The sequence below is a fragment of the Enterobacter cloacae complex sp. XAL002 genome (genome assembly GCF_049236805.1).
Lineage (GTDB): Bacteria > Pseudomonadota > Gammaproteobacteria > Enterobacterales > Enterobacteriaceae > Enterobacter > Enterobacter intestinihominis.
Genome location: NZ_JBMKJN010000018.1, coordinates 62,664 through 80,063, shown reverse-complemented (window position 1 = coordinate 80,063; position 17,400 = coordinate 62,664). Strand labels below are relative to the sequence as shown.

Annotated in this window: 16 protein-coding genes; 5 read left to right on the top strand and 11 right to left on the bottom strand. The window is 57.0% G+C overall.

The window, feature by feature from the left end; genetic code table 11:
* Positions 1 to 75: 75 nt before the first annotated feature.
* The 5 genes from ACOT0L_RS17200 to ACOT0L_RS17180 are packed head-to-tail and all read right to left on the bottom strand — an operon-like array spanning position 76 to position 4,737.
* The gene (locus tag ACOT0L_RS17200; RefSeq protein WP_015571883.1) at positions 76 to 951 is read right to left on the bottom strand and encodes a MurR/RpiR family transcriptional regulator; all 876 of its coding nucleotides are present in this window, start codon (positions 949 to 951) and stop codon (positions 76 to 78) included.
* Positions 948 to 1,898, bottom strand: coding sequence for an iron-siderophore ABC transporter substrate-binding protein (locus ACOT0L_RS17195; protein ID WP_063163865.1), 951 nt, complete (start codon positions 1,896 to 1,898; stop codon positions 948 to 950). The genes ACOT0L_RS17200 and ACOT0L_RS17195 overlap by 4 nt, the downstream gene beginning before the upstream one ends.
* A gap of 9 nt (positions 1,899 to 1,907) precedes the next feature.
* Positions 1,908 to 2,948: a FecCD family ABC transporter permease gene (locus ACOT0L_RS17190; RefSeq protein ID WP_038416737.1), complete on the bottom strand. Its 1,041-nt coding sequence runs from the start codon at positions 2,946 to 2,948 to the stop codon at positions 1,908 to 1,910.
* A complete protein-coding gene (locus tag ACOT0L_RS17185; RefSeq protein ID WP_022649420.1) occupies positions 2,945 to 3,928 on the bottom strand; it encodes a FecCD family ABC transporter permease in 984 nt (327 codons plus the stop codon). Before ACOT0L_RS17185 ends, ACOT0L_RS17190 begins: the two co-directional genes overlap by 4 nt.
* Positions 3,925 to 4,737 carry an ABC transporter ATP-binding protein gene (locus tag ACOT0L_RS17180; RefSeq protein ID WP_023306964.1) on the bottom strand — a complete coding sequence of 271 codons (813 nt, stop codon included), beginning with the start codon at positions 4,735 to 4,737 and terminating at the stop codon, positions 3,925 to 3,927. Before ACOT0L_RS17180 ends, ACOT0L_RS17185 begins: the two co-directional genes overlap by 4 nt.
* 384 nt (positions 4,738 to 5,121) lie before the next feature.
* Here ACOT0L_RS17180 and ACOT0L_RS17175 point away from each other — a divergent pair, with 384 nt between their 5' ends.
* Positions 5,122 to 7,251 (top strand): TonB-dependent siderophore receptor, encoded by a 2,130-nt coding sequence (locus tag ACOT0L_RS17175; protein WP_126503810.1) that lies wholly within the window; start codon positions 5,122 to 5,124, stop codon positions 7,249 to 7,251.
* Between the two features lie 126 nt (positions 7,252 to 7,377).
* On the opposite strand, the gene parE is transcribed toward ACOT0L_RS17175, so the two are convergent.
* From parE to nudF, 5 genes are read right to left on the bottom strand one after another with little or no spacing between them, the layout of a single operon-like run.
* Positions 7,378 to 9,270: a DNA topoisomerase IV subunit B gene (gene parE / locus ACOT0L_RS17170; RefSeq protein ID WP_023306966.1), complete on the bottom strand. Its 1,893-nt coding sequence runs from the start codon at positions 9,268 to 9,270 to the stop codon at positions 7,378 to 7,380.
* A gap of 28 nt (positions 9,271 to 9,298) precedes the next feature.
* On the bottom strand, positions 9,299 to 9,880 hold the full coding sequence (yqiA, locus tag ACOT0L_RS17165; protein ID WP_022649423.1) for an esterase YqiA: 582 nt from the start codon (positions 9,878 to 9,880) through the stop codon (positions 9,299 to 9,301).
* Positions 9,880 to 10,707, bottom strand: a complete 828-nt coding sequence (cpdA, locus tag ACOT0L_RS17160; RefSeq protein WP_022649424.1) for a 3',5'-cyclic-AMP phosphodiesterase — start codon at positions 10,705 to 10,707, stop codon at positions 9,880 to 9,882. Before cpdA ends, yqiA begins: the two co-directional genes overlap by 1 nt.
* Before the next feature lie 27 nt (positions 10,708 to 10,734).
* Positions 10,735 to 11,157, bottom strand: coding sequence for a DUF1249 family protein (locus ACOT0L_RS17155; protein WP_003862516.1), 423 nt, complete (start codon positions 11,155 to 11,157; stop codon positions 10,735 to 10,737).
* Positions 11,154 to 11,786 carry an ADP-ribose diphosphatase gene (nudF, locus tag ACOT0L_RS17150; protein ID WP_022649425.1) on the bottom strand — a complete coding sequence of 211 codons (633 nt, stop codon included), beginning with the start codon at positions 11,784 to 11,786 and terminating at the stop codon, positions 11,154 to 11,156. The genes ACOT0L_RS17155 and nudF overlap by 4 nt, the downstream gene beginning before the upstream one ends.
* A 203-nt stretch (positions 11,787 to 11,989) precedes the next feature.
* Here nudF and tolC point away from each other — a divergent pair, with 203 nt between their 5' ends.
* The 3 genes from tolC (at position 11,990) to ACOT0L_RS17135 (ending at position 15,487) form a co-directional block, all read left to right on the top strand.
* Positions 11,990 to 13,468 carry an outer membrane channel protein TolC gene (tolC, locus tag ACOT0L_RS17145; protein ID WP_022649426.1) on the top strand — a complete coding sequence of 493 codons (1,479 nt, stop codon included), beginning with the start codon at positions 11,990 to 11,992 and terminating at the stop codon, positions 13,466 to 13,468.
* A 190-nt stretch (positions 13,469 to 13,658) separates the two neighbouring features.
* Positions 13,659 to 14,324 carry a DUF1190 family protein gene (locus ACOT0L_RS17140; protein WP_006811983.1) on the top strand — a complete coding sequence of 222 codons (666 nt, stop codon included), beginning with the start codon at positions 13,659 to 13,661 and terminating at the stop codon, positions 14,322 to 14,324.
* A gap of 2 nt (positions 14,325 to 14,326) precedes the next feature.
* Positions 14,327 to 15,487 (top strand): glutathionylspermidine synthase family protein, encoded by a 1,161-nt coding sequence (locus ACOT0L_RS17135; RefSeq protein ID WP_022649428.1) that lies wholly within the window; start codon positions 14,327 to 14,329, stop codon positions 15,485 to 15,487.
* 81 nt (positions 15,488 to 15,568) lie between these two features.
* On the opposite strand, the gene ygiD is transcribed toward ACOT0L_RS17135, so the two are convergent.
* The gene (gene ygiD, locus ACOT0L_RS17130) at positions 15,569 to 16,357 is read right to left on the bottom strand and encodes a 4,5-DOPA dioxygenase extradiol (protein ID WP_108367909.1); all 789 of its coding nucleotides are present in this window, start codon (positions 16,355 to 16,357) and stop codon (positions 15,569 to 15,571) included.
* Between the two features lie 130 nt (positions 16,358 to 16,487).
* Between ygiD and zupT the strand changes: the two genes are divergently transcribed.
* A complete protein-coding gene (zupT, locus tag ACOT0L_RS17125) occupies positions 16,488 to 17,261 on the top strand; it encodes a zinc transporter ZupT (protein WP_022649430.1) in 774 nt (257 codons plus the stop codon).
* Positions 17,262 to 17,400: the final 139 nt, after the last annotated feature.

Below are 17,400 nucleotides of genomic sequence, written 5' to 3'. Positions count from 1 at the left end.
TTTAGAAAGCAACTTTATTGCTTCTGCATAAAAAAATTACTGGGGATCCCTCAGCCCACGGGGAGAGGGGGAAAATCAACCGCTCTTCTTGCCCGGCTTTAATCCGCGGTGTAACTCGTTGATGCGCTTCATCGACTTGATGGTGCGCTGCGGCTCGGTGGAGGCGACGGACAGAATAATCATCTCCAGGCACAGCAGCACCGTGCCGTGCAGCGGGATTTTGCCCTTCTCGCCGCCGCGCGGGACGTGGATCACTACGCTTGCCTCTTTGCTAAAGCGCGAGTCAGTGGCGTTGGTCAGCAAAATGGTGGGAATACCCAGGCGCTTCGCTTCGCGCAGCGTGGTCTGTCCCTCCCGGTGCGCGGATTTTTGCGCCATCATTACCAGCACGTCACCGCGCTGTAGGGCAATCAGCTGTTCGGCGAGGCCAATACCGGTGCGGTTGAGCGGGATCGCAGGCAGGCCTATACGGCTAAACAGTCGCGAGGTGTACTCAGCCAGAATGCCGGATGCGCCAATGCCAAAAATAGCGACCTGTCTCGCCTGCGCCAGCAGCGACACCGCCTGCGCCATCGCGTAGCGGTTGCCCGGTTCGGACAACACCGCGCAGGTGTGTTGATGGCCTTCCAGCACAAAATCGATGCTCGCGTCGACGTCGCTGGTAAGCGTGTTTACCGTCGTGGACATCTTCTCGCTGGAGGTGACCACCGGGCCAAACCACTGCTCCAGGGTCTGCTTGAGATCCCGCAGCCCGCCAAACCCAAGCGCCTGAATGGCACGCACCACGGTGGCGTCCGAGGTGTGTAGCACAGCGGCAATCTCCATTGCCGTCTGCTCCATAACCGCTTCACGATTTTCATTGATATAGCTCGCCACCTGCAGCAGGCGCGGCGTCAGCTGGTGCGCCCGCGAGCGGAGGCGGTCGCCGTAGACATCAATTTTTCGGATCATCGAGCGGCCTCCGGCAGCGGACGGCCCGCTATCTGCGACTGCACCTGCGCGGCCATCAGCCCCAGCGAGGCAAATGAATTTGAGATCGCTTCCTCGCGGGAGATGAGCACGTAATGCCCGGTTCGGCAGGCGTTGAGAAACTGACACCAGCCCGGCATCACCGCATCCATCGCCGCCAGCTCGTCCTGCGGTTTTCCGCCGGTGTCCCCGCGCCAGGTTGCAAAGACAAAATCAGCATCCAGCTCCGGCAGGCGCTCGGCGCTGACGTCGATGCGCCCGCCCTCCGGGATGCTCTCAATCAGCGGCGGGAACCTGAACCCTGCGTCCCGCAGCACGCGCCCAAGCGAGTGGTAGCTGTGCATGGCGTTGATTTTGCCCTGATTGGCCTGAATCACCGAGACGGTCAGTTTGCTCGTATCGATGGTCGCCTTTAGCGCCTCGATCTGCTCCTGATAGCGACGCTCCAGAATCTTCAGCCGCGTCTCTGTCCCGGTAAGCTGCGCCAGCTTGCGGTAGATCTCCGGAGCGCCGCCGTCGAGGTGATCGATACTCACCGTCGGGGCAATTTTTTCCAGCTGTTCGACCGGCGTGTTGCGGGTCGGCTCGGTGATGATAAGATCCGGCTTCGCCGCGGCGATGGCTTCAATATCGATATCGGCGGTGCCGATGAATGTGATGTCGGAATTATCAAAATCGATGCCCGTCAGCATGCCGCTGGAGCGCAGAAAATGGCTGCCGTCCGGTCGGGTACGGCCATGGCTGGCAACCGGCGGTACGCCAAGCTCGATCAGCGGAATGGTGATATCGAGGTCGTGCAGGGACACAATCCGCTTCGGGTTAACCGGCACCACCACTTTGCGGTTCAGGTCGTCAGTAAACGTCTGCGTTGGCTCTGCGGCTCCTGCAGCAAAACCCACCAGCACCAGCATTGCAAAAAATACGCGCATTTCTATCCCCTAAAATCGATCCCGACGCTGCCAGAGCAGCAGCAGGAAAAACGGTCCGCCAATCAGTGAAATGACAATTCCCGCCGGCAGCTGCAACGGGAGAAATGCCAGCCGCCCGACGTTATCCGCCAGCAGCACCAGCAGCGCGCCCAGTACGGCACTTCCCGTCAGCAGTGCCGTTTGCCCTCCGCGCAGCAGCAGGCGCGCCATGTGCGGGGCAATCAGCCCGACAAAGCCGATACTCCCCACGCAGGAGACGCAGGCCGCGGTGAGCACCACGGGGGCAAACACGCGCAGCAGCGCGAGGCGTGAAGTCCGCACACCCAGCCCCGTCGCAGTGTGGTTGCCGAGCAAGGCTACGTCTGCGGCGCGCGCGGTAAAGAGCAGCAGCGCAAACGCCGGCACTGTCCAGGCAGCAGCGATGCTGACCAGCGTCCAGCTTGCCGCATGCAGACTCCCCGCCAGCCACAGCATCGCCGTCTGGACGTCGCGCACGTCGGCGGTCGTCATAAAGACCCCCATCGCGGCGGCAAACGCCCATGACACGCCGATGCCGATCAGGATGAATCGCGGGCGCGAGATATCACGCGCCAGCGCCACTACCAGCAGCGCGGTCAGCAGCCCACCGGCCATGCCGATCAGTGGACGCCAGTACGGCCCCAATCCCGGAAACTGAAAAATCAGCAGCAGCACCGCCGCGCTACAGCCCTCTTTCACGCCGATAAGTCCGGGGTCAGCAAGGCCGTTGCGGGTAATGGACTGCATGGCCGCCCCCGCCATGCCGAGCATCGCGCCGCACAGCACCGCCATCAGCAGGCGCGGCAGGCGGATATCCATCACAATGTAATGCGCATCCGCCGTCAGACGTTCAGGATAAAACAGCGCACGTCCGATGGCGGAAGCAGGAATGGGCAGCGAGCCGTGCGTCAGGCCAAAACTTAGCAGCAGTAAAACGGCAAGGGTTAAAACGGTCAGATACAGCAGCGCCCTCGGGCGAACCAGCGCCGAGAAGGAGGAAAATCGTACTGCCCTCAATCCAGCCCGGTTCATTTGAACATCCTTGACGCCATAAGGATAAAGACCGGCGCGCCGACCAGCGCAGTCATCACGCCGGTTGCCAGCTCATACGGCGTAAACAGCGTGCGGGCGGCGATATCCGCCATCAGCAGAACCAGCGCCCCGCAGAGGGCTGAGAGCGGCACCATCACGCGCAGGTCCACCGATACCAGACGGCGAATCAGCTGCGGCACAACGAGTCCGATAAACCCGATCGGTCCGGCAACTGAAACCGCCGCGCCGCACAGCAGGGCGATGGCCAGCAGCGCGAGCAGGCGCGTTTTCAGCAGCGACACGCCAAGCCCCTGCGCCATTCTGTCCCCCAGCGCCAGCATGTTCAGCGACGGCGACAGCCAGAGCGCCAGCGCAAAACCCACGGCAGCGGCTCCCGCGGCGCTAGCGGTCGTCTCGCCGATGACTCCCGCCACATCCCCCGCAAGCCAGGTCCGCATGGCCAGCAGCGTCTGTTCATCCAGAATCAACACCGTGGCGGTTATCGATGAGGCAAATGCCGACATCGCCACGCCGCACAGCGTGACTTTCATCGGCGTGAGACCGGTACGCCCGGATGAGGAGAACGTTAGCACCAGCAAAAAGAGCGCGGCGGCGCCGGCTGCGGCTATCAGAGGGCGGCCAAACGGCAGCGACAGCCCGAGGGCACTCGTCAGCACCACCGCCAGCGCCGCCCCTGCATTTAGCCCCAGGATATGCGGCTCGCCGAGCGGGTTGCGGATCACTGACTGCAGCAGCACGCCCGCGACGCCGAGCGCCGCGCCCGTCACCAGGGCGGCGCACAGTCGCATCAAGCGCAGCCTGACGATCACGCTATGCTCAAAATTGCGCGGGTCGAAGTGGAAAAATGCGTCTACTACCGTCCGGGGGGCGATAACGCGCGCCCCGATGCTCAGGTGCGCAATCGCGCCTGCCAGAAGCAGCAGCGTAAAGAGAATAAAGGCCACAGACGTGCGCATCATGGTTTGTCGACAGCCTGACGGAACGGCATAAAGAACGGCTTGCCGGTCAGCGGGTTAACCGACATATGCACGTCGACATCAAACACCGCTTTGATCAGCTCCGGCGTGCAGGCGTCGCCCTCATGCAGTACCCCCTCAACCTTACCCTGACGTAAAAAGACCAGCGAATCACCGTAGTTCACGGCGAAGTTGAGATCGTGCAGAACCACCACCACGGTGCGCCCGTGCCGGCGCGTCAGCGTGTGCAGCAGTTCGAGGATCTCCACCTGGTAGCGAAGATCGAGGTACGTCGTGGGTTCATCCAGCAGGATATAGGGCGTTTGCTGCGCCAGTACCATGGCGATCCAACAGCGCTGGCGCTGGCCGCCGGACAGGCTTTCAACCAGATGATGGGCAAACTCTGCCGTCCCGGTCAGGCGTAACGCCTCCTCCACGGCCCGCTCGTCTTCCTCGCTCCACTGGCGCATCACGTTCTGCCAGGGGAAACGTCCGCGCGAGACCAGCTCAAATACGGTTAACCCTTCTGGAAGCAGCGGAGACTGCGGCAGGATCCCGAGCTGGCGGGCGACCGCTTTGGTTGGCTGCGAGTGGATGGCTTTGCCGTCCAGCACCGCGCTGCCGCCGAGCGGCTGAAGCAGCCGCGCGAGGGTACTTAACAGCGTCGATTTTCCGCAGCCGTTTGCGCCCACCAGAACAGTCATTTTCTGCTGGGGGATCGCAAGGGAGATATCATCAACGATGATTTTTTTCTGATAACCCGCGGAGAGGTTCTCAAGAACCAGTCCCGGCTTTTTGATGTAGTGAGCCACGTGAACGCCAACGTAAGAAAAAAAACCAACAAATAAAAATAAAACTCATTCTCTTTTGTGAGTTTGCCGCCGCGCCATGTAGTAGTCAAGCGAAGATACACCCTGTAAACCCCAGGGATAATTGAGCATCTCTGCACAAATTAAAATTCTTTTTTATCAATTATTTTCAATGCCTTAAACAAGAAATAAACGCGTATTAGCCAGAGAGAAACCTCTGTAGCTAAATTTTTATTTATTCCATTTACTACTACATTCCCTCATGCTTGAATGATTCTCAATTACAAGTCCGATGCCGTAGAGGCTAACGGACAGACCGTAAGGGCAATGACTCACACATTCTTCCGCGAGCATTTCATCGCAGGATATTTTGGGAAAACAGATGTAATGGCTAAGTTCACACCTTCATTCGCCGGGGTAAAAGGGCGCGCGCTCTTTTCACTCCTGTTCATGGCACCTCTGGTGCACGCAGCAGCAAAAGACGGTGAGACGCTTACCGTCACTGCCGACCCTTACGCTTCCACCGACGCCACCAGCGGCTATCAGCCCCTGAACACCTCCACCGCCACGCTGACCAACATGCCGATGCTGGACATCCCGCAGGTGGTCAATACCGTCAGCGATAAAGTGCTGGAAGACCAAAACGCGACCACGCTCGACGAGGCGCTGTATAACGTCAGCAACGTGGTGCAGACCAACACCCTGGGCGGCACGCAGGATGCCTTCGTGCGCCGTGGCTTCGGCGCAAACCGCGATGGCTCGATCATGACCAACGGCCTGCGCACCGTGCTGCCGCGCAGCTTCAATGCCGCAACCGAGCGCGTGGAGGTGCTAAAAGGCCCGGCCTCGACCCTTTACGGTATTCTCGACCCCGGCGGCCTGATTAACGTGGTGACCAAACGCCCGGAGAAAACCTTCGGCGGCTCGATTTCTGCCACATCAACCAGCTTTGGCGGCGGTACCGGACAGTTTGACGTCACCGGTCCGATTGAAGGTACGCGTCTGGCCTATCGCCTGACGGGGGAGTATCAGGACGAGGATTACTGGCGTAATTTCGGCACCGAACGCAGCACCTTTATTGCCCCGTCTTTGACCTGGTTCGGCGATGATGCCACCGTGACCGTGCTCTATTCGCATCGCGACTATAAAACGCCGTTCGATCGCGGAACGATCTTCGATCTCAACACCAAAAAGGCCGTCGACGTCGATCGCAAAACCCGCTTTGATGAGCCATTTAACGTGACCGACGGTCAGTCCGACCTCGCTCAGCTTAACGCGGAGTATCGCCTTAACAGCCAGTGGACCGCGAAGTTCGACTACAGCTACAGCCAGGATAAGTACAGCGATAACCAGGCTCGCGTGATGGCCTACGATTCAAAAACCGGCAACCTGACCCGCCGCGTGGATGCGACCCAGGGTTCGACCCAGCGTATGCACACAACGCGGGCAGATTTGCAGGGGAACGTGGACATCGCGGGCTTTTACAATGAGATCCTGAACGGCGTGTCGTATGAGAATTACGATCTGCTGCGTACGGATATGATCCGTTGTAAGAACGTTAAGGATTTCAATATTTACAACCCGAGCTATGGCAGCCTCGGCAAGTGCACCACCGTCTCGGCATCCGACAGCGATCAAACCATCAAGCAGGAGAGCTACTCCGCTTACGCGCAGGACGCGCTGTACCTGACCGATAAATGGATCGCCGTTGCCGGACTGCGCTACCAGTATTACACCCAGTACGCGGGCAAAGGCCGTCCGTTTAACGTCAACACCGACAGCCGCGACGACCAGTGGACGCCGAAGCTGGGCCTGGTATACAAGCTCACGCCGGCAGTCTCCCTGTTTGCTAACTATTCCCAGACGTTTATGCCGCAGTCGTCCATTGCGAGCTACATCGGCGACCTGCCGCCGGAAACGTCGAACGCGTATGAAATAGGCGCTAAATTCGACCTGTTCGACGGCATTACTGCCAACATCGCGCTGTTTGATATCCACAAGCGCAACGTGCTGTACACCGAGAGCATCGGTGATGAAACCGTCGCCAAAACCGCGGGCCGCGTGCGCTCGCAGGGTGTCGAAGTGGATCTCGCCGGATCGCTGACCGAGAACACCAACATTATCGCCAGCTACGGCTATACCGATGCGAAGGTGCTGGAAGACCCGGACTACGCGGGCAAACCGCTGCCAAACGTGCCGCGCCATACCGGCTCCCTGTTCCTGACGTACGATATTCACAATGCGTTTGCCGGGAATACGCTGACAATTGGCGGCGGCGGGCACGGCGTGAGCCGTCGTTCAGCGACTAACGGTGCGGATTATTATCTGCCGGGCTATTTCGTGGCGGATGCATTTGCGGCGTACAAAATGAAGCTGCAATATCCGGTGACGCTACAGGTGAACGTGAAGAATCTGTTTGATAAGACCTACTACACGTCGTCGATTGCGACCAACAACCTGGGCAACCAGATTGGCGACCCGCGTGAAGTGCAGTTTACGGTGAAGATGGAGTTTTGACGTCAGTGCGAGGCGTTCCCCTCACACTAACCCTCTCCCCAGAGGGGCGAGGGGATCGATCGTAGGCCCGGTAAGCGCAGCGCCACCGGGCAAAAAAAAGCCCTGCATCGCAGGGCTTTTTCAGCATCAGGCCTCAATATCCGCCATATCGCCTTTCTCCTGCAGCCAGTTACGTCGGTCTTCCGAACGTTTCTTGGCAAGGAGCATATCCATCATGGCGTTGGTTTGCTGTTCGTCTTCGTCGCTGATCGTCAGCTGCACCAGACGGCGCGTGTTCGGATCCAACGTCGTTTCGCGAAGCTGCATCGGGTTCATCTCGCCCAGCCCTTTAAAGCGCTGCACGTTCGGTTTGCCCTTCTTGCGCTTCAGCTGTTCCAGCACGCCCGCTTTCTCTTCTTCCGTCAGCGCATAGTAAACTTCTTTGCCAAGGTCGATACGGTACAGCGGCGGCAGCGCCACGTGGACGTGACCGTTTTTCACCAGCGTGCGGAAGTGCTTCACGAACAGCGCACAGAGCAGCGTGGCGATGTGCAGACCATCGGAGTCCGCATCCGCGAGGATACAGATCTTGCCGTAGCGCAGCTGGCTCAGATCGTCGCTGTCCGGATCGATGCCGATCGCCACCGAGATATCGTGTACTTCCTGCGAGGCCAGCACTTCATCAGAAGAGACCTCCCAGGTATTCAGGATCTTACCCTTGAGCGGCATGATCGCCTGATATTCACGATCGCGCGCCTGCTTGGCCGATCCGCCCGCCGAGTCCCCTTCCACCAGGAACAGCTCGGTGCGGTTGAGATCCTGCGCGGTACAATCCGCCAGCTTGCCCGGCAGCGCGGGGCCGCTGGTCAGTTTTTTACGCACCACTTTCTTCGCCGCGCGCAGACGACGCTGGGCGCTGGAGATCGCCATTTCAGCCAGCATTTCTGCGGCCTGAACGTTCTGGTTCAGCCACAGGGTAAACGCATCTTTCACCACGCCGGAAACAAACGCCGCACACTGGCGTGACGACAGGCGCTCTTTAGTCTGACCGGCAAACTGCGGATCCTGCATTTTCACGGAAAGCACGTAGGCGCAGCGGTCCCAGATATCTTCTGCGGAAAGCTTCACGCCGCGCGGCAGAATGTTGCGGTATTCGCAGAACTCGCGCATCGCATCCAGCAGACCCTGACGCAGGCCGTTGACGTGCGTCCCACCGAGCAGCGTTGGGATCAGGTTGACGTAGCTTTCCGTCAGCAGCTCACCGCCTTCAGGTAGCCACAGCAGCGCCCAGTCCACCGCCTCGGTATCACCTTCGAAATTCCCGACGAACGGTTTTTCCGGCAGGGTCGGCAGGCCGTTAACCGCTTCGCACAGGTAGTCGTTCAGACCCTTTTCGTAGCGCCAGCTCTGTTCGGTGTTGTTAACGTGATCTTTAAAGGTGATTTCTACGCCTGGGCACAGCACCGCTTTGGCTTTCAGCAGGTGCGTCAGGCGGGAAACAGAAAAGCGTGGGCTGTCGAAGAAGCTTTCGTCAGGCCAGAAATGGACGCTGGTGCCGGTGTTGCGTTTACCGCACGTCCCGACGACCTGCAAATCCTGCACTTTTTCGCCGTTTTCAAACGCGATGTTATACACCTGGCCGTCGCGACGGACGTTCACTTCCACGCGCTTTGACAGGGCGTTAACCACAGAGATCCCCACGCCGTGCAAGCCGCCAGAGAACTGGTAGTTTTTGTTGGAGAACTTACCGCCCGCATGCAGACGGCAGAGGATCAGCTCAACGGCAGGAACCCCCTCTTCCGGGTGAATATCCACCGGCATGCCGCGGCCATCGTCGATGACTTCCAGCGACTGATCGGCGTGCAGGATAACGTCCACGCGTTTGGCATGACCTGCCAGCGCTTCGTCCACACTGTTATCAATTACTTCCTGGCCCAGGTGGTTTGGGCGCGTCGTATCGGTGTACATCCCCGGGCGGCGGCGAACCGGCTCAAGCCCGGTGAGTACCTCAATGGCATCAGCGTTATAGGTTTGCGTCATGATTTAAGCTAGCAATTCGCATTGATTGTCAGTGGCTGTGCAGTCCAAGAAAATCGACAATCTGGGTGAAATGATCTTCAAAGCCCGTGAAAGCATGGTTTCCGCCCTCTTCTACAGTCTGGCGGCAGGATGCGTAATACGCCACTGCCTGGCGGTAATCCAGCACTTCATCTCCCGTCTGTTGCAGCAGCCAGATAAGATCGGGCGCTTCAAGCGGGTCGACCTGCATAACTTTGAGATCGTAAATATGGCGTGACTCTAGCACATATTGTTGGCCGGTGTAGGGGTTCTCGTTTTCGCCAAGAAAGTCCCTTAACAGCTCAAATGGCCGGACCGCCGGGTTAACGACGACAGCGGGCACCATAAAGCATTGCGACAGCCAGGTGGCGTAGTAGCCGCCGAGGGACGAGCCGACAACGCCAAACGATTCGCCGCCGTGTTCAAGCACAATCGATTCCAGCATTTCTGCCGCGTCCGCCGGATAAGGGGGCAGCTGCGGAATAATCATCTCCACGTGCGGATGATGTTCGCTCAGCCACTGGCGAAACTGCGTCGCCTTTGCGGAACGCGGAGAACTGTTGAACCCGTGCAGATAGAGGAGCGTCGACATCAATAGCCTTCTGAAGCGGTATCCGGGCGGAACTGCGCGCCAGCCAGACGGCACACTTCGGTGGTCAGCGAGCCGTCGGCATGCAGGTCCAGCCAGCGCCAGCCCGGTCCGATGGTGTCCAGCGTGAAGTTAGCGCAATGGGGCTTGAACTGCACGCAGGTGGACGGCGTCGCGAGCAGGCGGCGACCGTTCCAGTCAAGATCCTGTTCCTGGTGAATGTGCCCACACAGCAAATTTTTCACGCGCGGGAATTTCGCCAGCACGCTATCCAGCGCCGCAGAGTTGCGTAAGCTGTGCTGATCAAGCCAGCTACAGCCCGCCGGCAGCGGATGATGATGCAGTAACAGCAGCGTATTACGATTCGGTTCGGCGGCCAGTTTTGTCTCCAGCCAGTCAAGCTGATAGTCGCTCAACTCACCGTGCGGAACGCCAAACACCTGACTGTCGAGGAGCAGAATTTGCCACTGGTCCCCCGTAAAGACACATTTTGCCGGCGAAATCCCCGCCTCCTGAAGCGAACTGTACATGGCGGGCTGAAAATCGTGATTGCCCGGTAGCCAGACGCAAGGCACACTAAAGCTCGCAATTCCTTCGGCGAAATGCTGATAGGCTGCGGAGGATTGATCCTGCGCCAGATCGCCTGTCGCGACGATCAGATCGCATGGCCGCTTTTCAGCATGGATCGCGTCAAGAACCGCCTGATAACTCTCCCAGGTGTTCACGCCCAGAAGCGTCTCATGCTTTTCGGCAAAAAGGTGGGTGTCGGTGATTTGTAATATCCTGACTGGCGCCCCACCAGCAACAGTCAGGTTCAACAGGCTTTCCAAATGGTGTCCTTAGGTAGGTTTATGACGCTAACAAACCGGAATCGCCATTGCTCCATGTGCTAAACAATATCTTAGCCAGTCGGCTAAAAACTGGTTAATTTGATGCTTTTCGTCGCGTTGATGCAACTTTTTATTCGGATAATCATACCGCGCTTTGAAGCGAAAGATCTGCTGGCTTGAACACACTTCAGCGACCATCGCATCATGATAAAGACGTACCGTCATTGACGGCAGGCTCCAGTAGCTGATGCTCGGCGCCGTTTGCTCAATCTCCACCAGCGTAGTGTAGCGCGTTGATTCTGTTATCGTTAACCGATACTGCGCGTTGCTCACCTGATAGCTTACCGTTTCGCCGGGCGCGTCGTTTCGCGGCAGCAGGCGGCGCAGCTGGGCGAAATTGGTTTCGCACAGGCGCATCATTTCTGGGAAGTCAGGTGTATAGCGCTTCATTTTTTCCACTCGTTTCGTAAATTCTGATGATGCAGTTGCAGCCATTGCAAGGCGATGACAGACGCTGCGTTGTCGATTAAACCCTCTTCTACCCATTGGTAAGCCTGCTCCCGACTCACCACATGAACCCGAATATCTTCGTTTTCATCTGCCAGACCGTGGATCCCTTTCGCTGTCGTGGCGTCCACTTCGCCCACCATAATAGATGAGCGTTCCGTTGTTCCCCCCGGACTTGCCAGGTAGCTCAACACCGGTTTCGTCCGACCGATCGCCAGGCCTGCCTCTTCCAGCGCCTCGCGGCGAGCGACGTCTTCGACCGACTCACCCTCCTCGATCATCCCGGCCACCATCTCCAGCAACCACGGCGTTTCGCTGGTATCATACGCCGCAATACGGACCTGCTCGACCAGCACGACTTCATCACGCACTGGGTCAAAGGGTAGCAAGACTGCCGCATGCCCGCGCTCAAAAATTTCGCGTTTGATTTCACCGCTCATTTCACCGTTAAACAGGCGATGCCTGAAACGGTAAAGTTCCATTGAAAAAAAACCGCTATAAAGCGTTTCTCGTGCAATAATTTCTACATCGTTTTTGGCGAAGGTGACAGGCACGTTTTCTGGTTTTTGCATCGGTCGAGTCCTGGTAGCAATGGTGATGAAATTGTGAATTTCAAGGCTGTTTGGCTGCCGTTTGTATGGCTATATGGTAGATTGGAGCAAATTACCGCCAGATGGCACGTTACGCCAACCTTTTGGTGTGGATGATTCTGTTAGAATCGGCAATTATTTTTAATTAGATCAGCGCTAATACTGCTTCACAACAAGGAATGCAAATGAAGAAATTGCTCCCCATCCTTATCGGCCTGAGCCTGACGGGCTTCAGTGCAATGAGCCAGGCAGAGAACCTGTTACAGGTCTACCAGCAGGCACGTCTGGGCAACCCTGATTTACGTAAATCAGCGGCCGATCGTGATGCTGCGTTTGAAAAGATTAACGAAGCACGTAGTCCACTGCTGCCGCAGTTAGGCTTAGGTGCAGATTATACCTACACTAACGGTTTTCGCGATAACAATGGCATCGACTCGAATGCCACCAGCGCCTCTTTACAGCTTACACAGACCCTGTTCGATATGTCCAAATGGCGTGAACTGAGTTTACAGGAAAAGAGCGCAGGCATTCAGGATGTCACCTATCAGACCGATCAGCAAACGCTGATCCTGAATACCGCGACCGCCTATTTCCAGGTACTGAGCGCGATTGACGCGCTCTCCTATACCGAAGCGCAGAAACAGGCGATTTACCGTCAGTTAGATCAAACCACCCAGCGTTTTAATGTGGGTCTGGTTGCGATCACTGACGTGCAGAACGCCCGTTCACAGTACGATACCGTACTGGCTAACGAAGTGACCGCACGTAACAACCTCGACAACGCACTGGAAGCACTGCGTCAGGTCACCGGTAACTACTATCCTGAGCTGGCCTCTCTGAACGTGGACAGTTTCAAAACGGACAAACCGCAGGCGGTTAATGCTCTGCTGAAAGAAGCGGAAAACCGTAACCTGACCTTATTGCAGGCGCGCCTGAGCCAGGATCTGGCACGCGAGCAGATCCGCCTTGCACAGGATGGTCACCTGCCAACCCTGAGCCTGAGCGCCTCTACCGGCGTATCGGATACCAGCTACAGCGGGTCTAAAACGACGTCTCAGGCCTATGACGACAGCAACGTTGGCCAGAACAAAGTGGGCCTCAGCTTCTCTCTGCCGCTGTACCAGGGCGGGATGGTTAACTCTCAGGTGAAACAGGCGCAGTACAACTTTGTGGGCGCCAGCGAGCAGCTGGAAAGCGCGCACCGTAACGTGGTGCAGACCGTGCGTTCTTCCTTTAACAACGTCAATGCCTCTATCAGTAGCATCAACGCTTACAAACAGGCCGTTGTCTCTGCGCAAAGCTCTCTGGACGCGATGGAAGCAGGCTACTCCGTCGGTACGCGTACCATCGTTGACGTGTTAGACGCAACGACCACGCTGTATAACGCGAAACAGCAGCTCTCCAGCGCACGTTACCAGTACCTGATTAACCAGCTGAACATCAAGCAGGCGCTGGGTACGCTGAACGAGCAGGATCTGCAAATGCTGAACAGTACGCTGGGTAAACCGGTATCCACGTCGCCTGACAGCGTGGCGCCGGAAAATCCAGAGCAGGATGCCGCGGTTGATAACTTCAACGCTAACGGCAGCGCCCCGGTTGCACAGCCAGCGGCAGCACGCAGCACCTCACCTGCCAGCAGCGGCACGAATCCGTTCCGCAACTAAGTGTGTCATCAGGCCCAGTGCGGCCTGATGCCCTCACCCCAGCCCTCTCCCACAGGGAGAGGGAGCACACTAATCCCTCCCGAACGTAAGCCAACGTAAAGATCCCCCGGATTTCGCCCCTCTTCGCTTCATTTTCAACCACTCATCCTCTATCCTGAGCGTTAATACCCCTGGGTCCTGGAAGACAAATATGAAACGGACAAAAACGATGAATCACGCGTCGTTCCGCAAAAGCTGGAACGCACGCCACCTGACACCTGTCGCGCTGGCGGTCACCGCCGTCTTTATGCTGGCAGGCTGTGAGCAAAGCGACGAAACGGTGTCGCTCTATCAAAACGCTGACGATTGTGCGAGCGCAACCGGTAAAGCCGCCGAGTGTACGACGGCCTATAACAACGCCCTGAAAGAGGCAGAACGTACCGCGCCGAAATATGCCTCACGCGAAGACTGTGTAGCCGAATTCGGCGAAGGCCAGTGCCAGCAGGCTCCTGCTCAGGCAGGTATGGCGCCGGAAAACCAGGCGCAGGCACAGTCCAGCGGTAGCTTCTGGATGCCTCTGATGGCGGGTTATATGATGGGCCGTCTGATGAGCGGCGGCGCGGGCTACCAGCAGCAACCGCTGTTTAGTTCTAAAAACCCAAACAGCCCGGCGTACGGTAAATACACCGATGCCACCGGCAAGGGTTACGGTGCGGCAACGCCTGGCCGTACGATGACCGTACCGAAAACCGCGATGGCACCGAAACCAGCCACTACCAGCACCATTACCCGTGGCGGCTTCGGTGAGTCTGTGGCGAAACAAACCACCATGCAGCGTAGTGCGACCGGCTCTTCGACTCGCTCAATGGGCGGCTGATCATGGAACGAGTCAGTATTGTCGAGCGCCCGGACTGGCGCGAAAAAGCCACCGAATACGGTTTCAACTTTCACACCATGTACGGCGAGCCATACTGGTGTGAAGACGCTTACTATAAGCTCACGCTCGCGCAGGTCGAAAAGCTTGAAGAGGTGACCGCAGAACTGCACCAGATGTGCCTGAAGGTGGTAGAGAAAGTCATCGACAGCGATGAGCTGATGACCAAATTCCGCATTCCGAAGCACACCTGGAGCTTTGTTCGTCAGTCCTGGAAAACGAACCAGCCTTCGCTCTACTCTCGCCTCGATTTGGCATGGGATGGCGTGGGTGAACCGAAGCTTTTAGAAAACAACGCAGATACGCCAACCTCCCTGTACGAAGCCGCGTTCTTCCAGTGGATCTGGCTGGAAGATCAGGCGAATGCCGGAAACTTGCCGGAAGGCAGCGACCAGTTCAACAGCCTTCAGGAAAAACTGATTGAGCGTTTCGCCGAACTGCGTGAACAGCACGGTTTCAACCTGTTGCACCTCGCCTGCTGTCGCGATACCGAAGAAGATCGCGGTACGGTTCAGTATTTGCAGGACTGCGCAGCCGAAGCGGAAGTGGCGACGGAATTCCTCTATATCGAAGAGATCGGTTTAGGTGAAAAAGGTCAGTTTACGGACACGCAGGATCAGGTGATCAGCAACCTGTTCAAGCTCTACCCGTGGGAATACATGCTGCGCGAAATGTTTTCTACCAAGCTGGAAGACGCCGGTGTGCGCTGGCTGGAACCAGCCTGGAAGAGCATTATCTCCAATAAAGCCCTGCTGCCAATGCTGTGGGAGATGTTCCCGAACCACCCGAACCTGCTGCCTGCTTACTTTGCCGAAGATGATTTCCCGCCGATGGAGAAATACGTCGTTAAGCCAATCTTCTCCCGTGAAGGCGCGAACGTCTCGATTATCGAAAACGGTAAAACGCTGGAAGCGGTTGAAGGGCCGTACGGTGAGGAAGGGATGATCGTCCAGGCGTTTTATCAACTGCCGAAGTTTGGCGACAGCTATACGCTGATCGGCAGCTGGCTTATTAACGATCAGCCTGCCGGGATTGGTATTCGCGAAGATCGCGCGCTGATTACGCAGGATCTGTCCCGTTTCTACCCGCATATTTTTATTGAATAAGACTTGCCGGGTGGCGGCTTCGCCTTACCCGGCCTACATGTCGAGCGTAGGCCCGGTAAGCGCAGCGCCACCGGGCATGTTTTACCCCACCTGCACCGACAGCATACTTAAGCTCCCCATCTCAATACCGTCGACCGGTGTTGTGATAACCTCCTGACCGTCCCATGCGCCTAATACATACAGCAATGGCAAGAAGTGTTCCGGCGTCGGGTTAGAGAGCGAACCGCCGTCGCGATCCAGATAGTTCACCAAAGGGTGCCGTTCGACCGGCCCTTGCCAGGTCAGGTTGTCTTTTACATAGTCATTAAAGGCTGTTGCCCAAGGGTACGGCGTATTTTCACCGTGCCAGCGTACCGTACGCAGGTTATGCACCACGTTGCCACTGGCAATCAGCATGATGCCCTCATCACGAAGCGAAGCCAGCTTACGCCCCATCTCCATATGCCAGGCAGCCGGTTTGGTGCTGTCGATACTCAGTTGCACCATCGGGATATCCGCATCAGGATACATCTTAATCAGCACGCCCCACGAGCCATGGTCAAAGCCCCAGGCCTCTTTATCCAGGGTGACCGGGAAAGGTGCCAGCAAATCCACCAGCGTTTTCGCCAGCTCAGGCGAACCGGGGGCCGGATAATGCGTATCGTACAGCGCCTGCGGAAAACCGCCAAAATCATGGATCGTTTTTGGCGCTTCCATGGCCGTCACGCCGGTACCCCGGGTAAACCAGTGCGCAGAGACCACCACAATTGCCTTCGGACGCGGTAACGTCTTACCCAGCTGACGCCAGGCGCGGGTATAGACGTTATCTTCCAGAACGTTCATGGGGCTGCCATGGCCTAAAAACAGTGCTGGCATACGAGAAGGAGACATGGTGATATCCTTAGAGGAAGTGACAAAGTGATGGGCCTACATTACGCGCATTCAGGTGAAGATGAACGTAGATAACCGTGAAGATCATCATCAGGAAATTTGAATGCCAGATATCGCTTAAGGAGAATGCATGTCAGTACCTTTGATTTTGACCTTACTTGCGGGCGCCGCGACCTTTATCGGTGCGTTCCTTGGGGTACTCGGTCAAAAACCCTCTAATCGCCTGCTGGCCTTCTCGCTGGGTTTCGCCGCCGGGATCATGCTGCTTATCTCGCTGATGGAGATGCTGCCCGCCGCGCTTCACGCCGAAGGGATGTCGCCTGTTCTGGGCTATGGCATGTTTATCATTGGCCTGCTGGGTTATTTTGCACTCGACCGTATCCTTCCTCACGCGCACCCGCAGGATCTAATGCAAAAAAGCGTTGCCCCCATCCCTGGCAATATCAAACGCACGGCCATTCTGCTGACGCTGGGTATCAGCCTGCATAACTTTCCGGAAGGTATCGCCACCTATGTCACGGCCAGCAGCAACCTGGAAATGGGTTTTGGTGTCGCGCTGGCCGTTGCTTTGCACAATATTCCTGAAGGACTTGCCGTTGCCGGGCCCGTTTATGCCGCCACGGGTTCAAAACGTACAGCTGTCTTTTGGGCGGGTATCTCCGGGATGGCTGAAATTCTCGGCGGCGTGCTGGCGTGGCTGATCCTCGGTAGCCTCGTATCCCCGGTTGTAATGGCTGCAATTATGGCTGCCGTGGCCGGGATTATGGTCGCGCTATCTGTCGATGAGCTGATGCCGCTGGCAAAAGAGATCGATCCCAACAATAACCCAAGCTACGGCGTGCTGTGTGGAATGTCAGTGATGGGGATGAGTCTGGTTCTGCTACAAACGGCAGGTATTGGTTAAGAATTAATGCCTCCGTTTCATACGGAGGCATTATACTATTCAAAATAACAATCCTATATATTTATCCTATAATAACTCACCAAATATAAACCCATTAGAATTTCAAAAAAAGGCGTCTCTTAAGATAGCCTGAAAATAT